The sequence below is a fragment of the Stutzerimonas stutzeri genome, assembly GCF_000935215.1.
Classification (GTDB): domain Bacteria; phylum Pseudomonadota; class Gammaproteobacteria; order Pseudomonadales; family Pseudomonadaceae; genus Stutzerimonas.
In genome coordinates this window covers 1-4,967 of sequence record NZ_JXXD01000306.1, presented here as the reverse complement: position 1 = coordinate 4,967, position 4,967 = coordinate 1, and the positions used below count along the sequence as shown (strand labels likewise).

The window sequence follows — 4,967 nt, the reverse complement described above, 5'->3', positions numbered from 1 at the left end:
CGGTGCCGGCGCGGTGATCCGCCCGCCGTTCCATTGCGACTACGGCTACAACATCCACCTGGGCGAGGGCGCCTTCCTCAACTTCAACTGCGTGATTCTCGATGTGGTCGCGGTGCATATCGGCGCCGGTGCGCAGATCGGTCCTGCGGTGCAGCTCTACACCGCCGATCACCCGCGTGACCCTGAAGCACGCCGCTCGGGCGTCGAGTTCGGCCGGCCGATCCGTATTGGCAAGAATGTCTGGATTGGCGGCGGAGCGATCATCCTCCCCGGCGTGACGGTCGGTGACGATGCGGTGATCGGCGCCGGCAGTGTGGTGACCCGTGACGTGCCGGCCAGCGCCACGGTGGTCGGCAACCCGGCGCGGGTGCGTTGACCGGCTCGCTGTCTACGCCCTCGGCCAGCGGGCCGTCTACGCCCGGCCCTTACGCCTGCAAGAGCCCGCCGCCGGAGGATGTTGCGACGGGAAGCCGCACCTAGAGTGGCCCCATCTTCACTGGTCACTCATAGGTAACGTGGCATGTCCGAGCAACTTCAGAATTGGTGGCGCGGCGGGGTGATCTATCAGGTCTACCCACGTAGTTTCTTCGACAGCAACGGCGACGGCGTGGGCGACCTGCCCGGCGTGCTGCACAAGCTGGACTACATCGCCAGCCTCAACGTCGACGCCATCTGGCTATCGCCTTTCTTCACCTCGCCGATGAAGGATTTCGGCTACGACGTGGCCGACTATCGCGGCGTCGATCCGCTGTTCGGCACGCTGGACGACTTCGTCCGGTTGGTCGAGGCCTGCCACGAACGCGGCATGCGCGTGCTGATCGACCAGGTGCTCAACCATTCTTCCGACCAGCATCAGTGGTTCGTCGAAAGCCGTTCCAGCCGCGACAACGACAAGGCCGACTGGTACGTCTGGGCCGATCCCAAGCCGGACGGCACCGTGCCGAACAACTGGCTGTCGGTGTTCGGCGGTCCGGCCTGGAGCTGGGACAGCCGGCGCCGGCAGTACTACCTGCACAACTTCCTCTCCAGCCAACCGGACCTGAACTTCCATTGTCCGGCCGTGCAGGATCAGGTGCTCGACGACATGGAGTTCTGGCTCAAGCTCGGTGTGGACGGTTTCCGCCTGGATGCAGCGAACTTCTACTTCCACGACGCCGAACTGCGCGACAACCCGCCGAACACCGAGATCCGCGAGGGCAGCATCGGCGTGCGCATCGACAACCCCTACGCCTACCAGCGCCACATCTACGACAAGACGCGGCCGGAGAATCTGGAATTCCTTCGCCGTCTGCGTGCCCTGCTGCAGCGCTATCCCGGCGCCTCCTCGGTGGCCGAGATCGGCTGCGACGAATCCTTGCGCACCATGGCCGCCTACACCAGTGGCGGCGACACCCTGCACATGGCCTACTCCTTCGACCTGCTCACCGAACAGTGCAGCCCTGCCTATATCCGGCATACCGTCGAGGGCATCGAGCGCGAACTGGCGGACGGCTGGTCGTGCTGGTCCATGGGCAACCACGATGTGGTGCGGGTGATGACGCGCTGGGCCCTCAATGGCCGGCCCGACCCGGAGCGCGGCCGGCTGCTGATGGCATTGCTGTTGTCCCTGCGCGGCAGTGTCTGCCTCTATCAGGGCGAGGAGCTGGGCCTGCCGGAAGCGGAACTGCGCTACGAGGATCTGGTCGATCCGTACGGCATTACCTTCTGGCCGGAATTCAAAGGGCGTGACGGTTGCCGCACGCCGATGCCGTGGCAGAGCGAGGCGCATCATGCCGGCTTTACCGGGAGCCAGCCGTGGTTGCCGGTGGATGACTCGCACCGCTCGCTGTCGGTGGCGGCGCAGGAAGCCGATCCACATTCGATGCTCAACTGCTACCGGCGCTTCCTCGGCTGGCGGCGCGAGCAGCGTCTGCTGATCGAGGGTGACATCCGCATGGTCTACCATGACGACGCCTTGCTGGTGTTCGAGCGCCGGCTCGGGGGGGAGGTCTGGCTGTGCCTGTTCAACCTCGGCGATCTGCCGCGCAGCTACGAGCTGCCGGCCCAGGCGGTGCCGCTGGTGGACGTGCCGGCGAGCTTCGCCGAATACGATGGGCAATGGGCACGGCTGCCGGCCCATGGTTTCGGCTACGTGCGGCTCGAGGGTTAAGCGAGTTGGCAGCGGTGGGCCAGCCCGCCGCTGCAAATAGAGAGTGCATGGCGGCATCCAACGGAGAACAACAACGATGGCCAGTGTCACGCTGCGCGACATCTGCAAGAGTTACGACGGTACGCCGATCACCCGGCATATCGACCTGGATATCGAGGACGGTGAGTTCGTCGTCTTCGTCGGTCCATCCGGCTGCGGCAAATCCACCCTGCTGCGACTGATCGCCGGGCTGGAGGACATCACCTCAGGCGATCTGCTGATCGGTGACCAGCGGGTCAACGACCTGCCGCCCAAGGATCGTTCGGTTGGCATGGTCTTCCAGTCCTACGCCCTCTATCCGCACATGACCGTGGCAGAGAACATGGCCTTCGGTCTCAAGCTTGCCAGCGTCGATAAGCGCGAGATCGCCCGTCGCGTGGAAGCGGTCGCGGAAATCCTGCAACTCGACAAGCTGCTCGAGCGCAAACCCAAGGACCTTTCCGGTGGCCAGCGCCAGCGCGTCGCCATCGGCCGCACCATGGTCCGCGAGCCGAAGGTGTTCCTGTTCGACGAACCCCTGTCGAACCTCGACGCCTTCCTCCGCGTGCAGATGCGCATCGAGATCGCCCGACTGCACCAGCGCATCCGCTCCACCATGATCTACGTGACTCACGACCAGGTCGAAGCCATGACCCTGGCCGACAAGATCGTCGTGCTCAACGCCGGCGAAATCGCCCAGGTCGGCCAACCGCTGCACCTGTACCACTACCCGAAGAACCGTTTCGTCGCCGGCTTCCTCGGCTCGCCGCAGATGAACTTCGTCGAGGTGCGCGCCGTCTCCGCTAGCCCGGAAGCCGTCACCGTGGAACTGCCCAGCGGTTACCCACTGACCCTGCCGGTGGATGGCAGCGCCGTCAGCGCTGGCGACCCGCTCACCCTCGGCATCCGCCCCGAACACTTCGTCATGCCGGACGAAGCCGACTTCACCTTCCACGGCCAGATCACCGTGGCCGAACGGCTGGGCCAGTACAACCTGCTCTACCTCACCCTGGAGCGCCTGCAGGACGTCATCACCCTCTGCGTCGACGGCAACCTGCGCGTCACCGAAGGCGAAACCTTCGCCGCCGGGCTCAAGGCTGACAAGTGCCACCTGTTCCGCGAGAACGGCGAGGCCTGCACCCGGCATTATCGCGAGCCGGCGATTTATGGATGACTGAATCCGCCCCGCTGGACTGGCGGCAGGGTTTAGCTAGGCCAGCTCTAATTGCGCCTGATCGACTGCGGTAAAACGGCTCCTTCAGGCTGCTCAGTGCCGACGTCATACAGAAAGGCACGGTCCGCCTGATCGGTGAAGCTAGAACCGTTGCCGTGGCGTTTGCTTGGTCGCGTCAAAGGCCTGGGGGCTCATCTGTCGGCCAAGGCCAGGTTCACACCGAGACCGGCAAATGATGCCGCGAAGCCGCGGCGCAACCAGGCCTGAACGCGCTGCGATTCGATAACCGCCTTGCGAAAGGCGTGCGCCAGCAGGCCGTAGACAGTAAAGATGGCGAATGTCATCAGCATGAAAGTCGCGCTGAGAACGAGCAGCTGCCCAAGCTCATCGCCGGCGCCCGGCCGGATGAATTGCGGCAGGAAGGCCAGGAAAAAAATGGTCAGTTTCGGGTTCAGCAGATTGACCAGCAGCGCCTTCGCAACCAGCGACCGAGTCCTGAGTGGTTCACTATCGCCACCCACCGCCAGCGCAGAGCTGTCACGCCAGGTCGCGTAGGCGAGATAGAGCAGGTAGGCGGCACCTGCATAGCGCATAGTCTCGAAGACCAGTGCACTGGAATGCAGGATCGCCGCGACACCAAGAATGGTCGCCAGCAGATGCGGCAGAATCCCTAGCGTACAGGCTGTCGCGGCCAGAATGCCGGCGCGACGGCCGTGCATCAGCGCCGTCGATACCGTATAGATCACCCCCGCGCCGGGTATCAATACGACGACCAGGCAGGTAATCAGATATTCGAGGCTGGGCATTTGGGCTCCTTGATAAGGGGCTGATCGACTGAACCAGCATAGAGCATTGACGGGCACCGCCCCAACCGGGCGCTTACCGCATCGCATGGCTCGTCGAAGGCCGCTGCCGCGAAGCTTCGAGACCTGAGTGCTGGACCCAGTCTGCCCCGCGAGGATCCAACCGCGGTAATCTGGCGCTTCGCGTCGATTATGGCGCATTCGCTCGGAGCCACAGTGAGGTACGAATGCAGGTCAGAAGATCCTCTCGATTGTTCATCGTGGATGCTGATGGACGCCTTTTACTTTTCTTGTACAAAGACGAGCATGAAGCGCCCTTCTGGGCGACCTCTGGGGGCGAGCTACAACCTGGAGAAAGCTACGCCGATGCAGCAGCAAGGGAGCTGTATGAGGAGACCGGTTTAACGCTTCGAGTCGGGAAGCTGCTGAAGGAAAGAGATGAGGTATATGCCGTAGCACGCTCGACACCGGCGCGCTGGCTGGAGAAGTACTTCCTCGTGGAATGCCCAGCGGACACGAGCGTGTTCGCGGCAGAATGGACCGAAGAAGAAAAGAGCACCATTCAGAAATGGAAGTGGTGGAGCTTGAACGAAATGCAAGACCAGGCCGCATCCCTATTCAAGCCTGAGTGGCTGCCTGAACTTCTGGGCGTTCTCTTAGGTGATCGTCAGTGCAGCAGTTGATTCTGATCGGGCGTGCACTTCTAGGACGAGGCTAGCGGTGGGGTGACCCTGCGGAGTGGCCGGGTCGCTACCAAAGCCTTGCTCGAGAGCGTGAACGTGCAACGGGAAGCGTGCCGAGGCCTTCAGTATTTTTCGATACA

5 protein-coding genes are annotated in these 4,967 nt (G+C 63.2%); 4 read left to right on the top strand and 1 reads right to left on the bottom strand.

Going from position 1 to position 4,967, the window contains the following annotated elements; all coding sequences use genetic code 11:
- From LO50_RS22190 to malK, 3 genes are all read left to right on the top strand, one after another.
- Positions 1–376 (top strand): sugar O-acetyltransferase (locus tag LO50_RS22190; protein WP_044316393.1); only part of this gene is annotated, 376 nt, incomplete at its 5' end.
- A gap of 144 nt (positions 377–520) precedes the next feature.
- The gene (locus tag LO50_RS22185) at positions 521–2,149 is read left to right on the top strand and encodes an alpha-glucosidase (protein WP_023446202.1); all 1,629 of its coding nucleotides are present in this window, start codon (positions 521–523) and stop codon (positions 2,147–2,149) included.
- A 76-nt stretch (positions 2,150–2,225) separates the two neighbouring features.
- Positions 2,226–3,341 carry a maltose/maltodextrin ABC transporter ATP-binding protein MalK gene (malK, locus tag LO50_RS22180; protein WP_044316392.1) on the top strand — a complete coding sequence of 372 codons (1,116 nt, stop codon included), beginning with the start codon at positions 2,226–2,228 and terminating at the stop codon, positions 3,339–3,341.
- Positions 3,342–3,532: 191 nt separating this feature from the next.
- Here the strand turns inward: malK and LO50_RS22175 are convergent, their stop codons facing one another.
- Positions 3,533–4,147, bottom strand: a complete 615-nt coding sequence (locus LO50_RS22175) for a LysE family translocator (RefSeq protein WP_044316391.1) — start codon at positions 4,145–4,147, stop codon at positions 3,533–3,535.
- 224 nt (positions 4,148–4,371) lie between these two features.
- Here LO50_RS22175 and LO50_RS22170 point away from each other — a divergent pair, with 224 nt between their 5' ends.
- On the top strand, positions 4,372–4,827 hold the full coding sequence (locus LO50_RS22170; protein WP_044316390.1) for an NUDIX hydrolase: 456 nt from the start codon (positions 4,372–4,374) through the stop codon (positions 4,825–4,827).
- Positions 4,828–4,967: the final 140 nt, after the last annotated feature.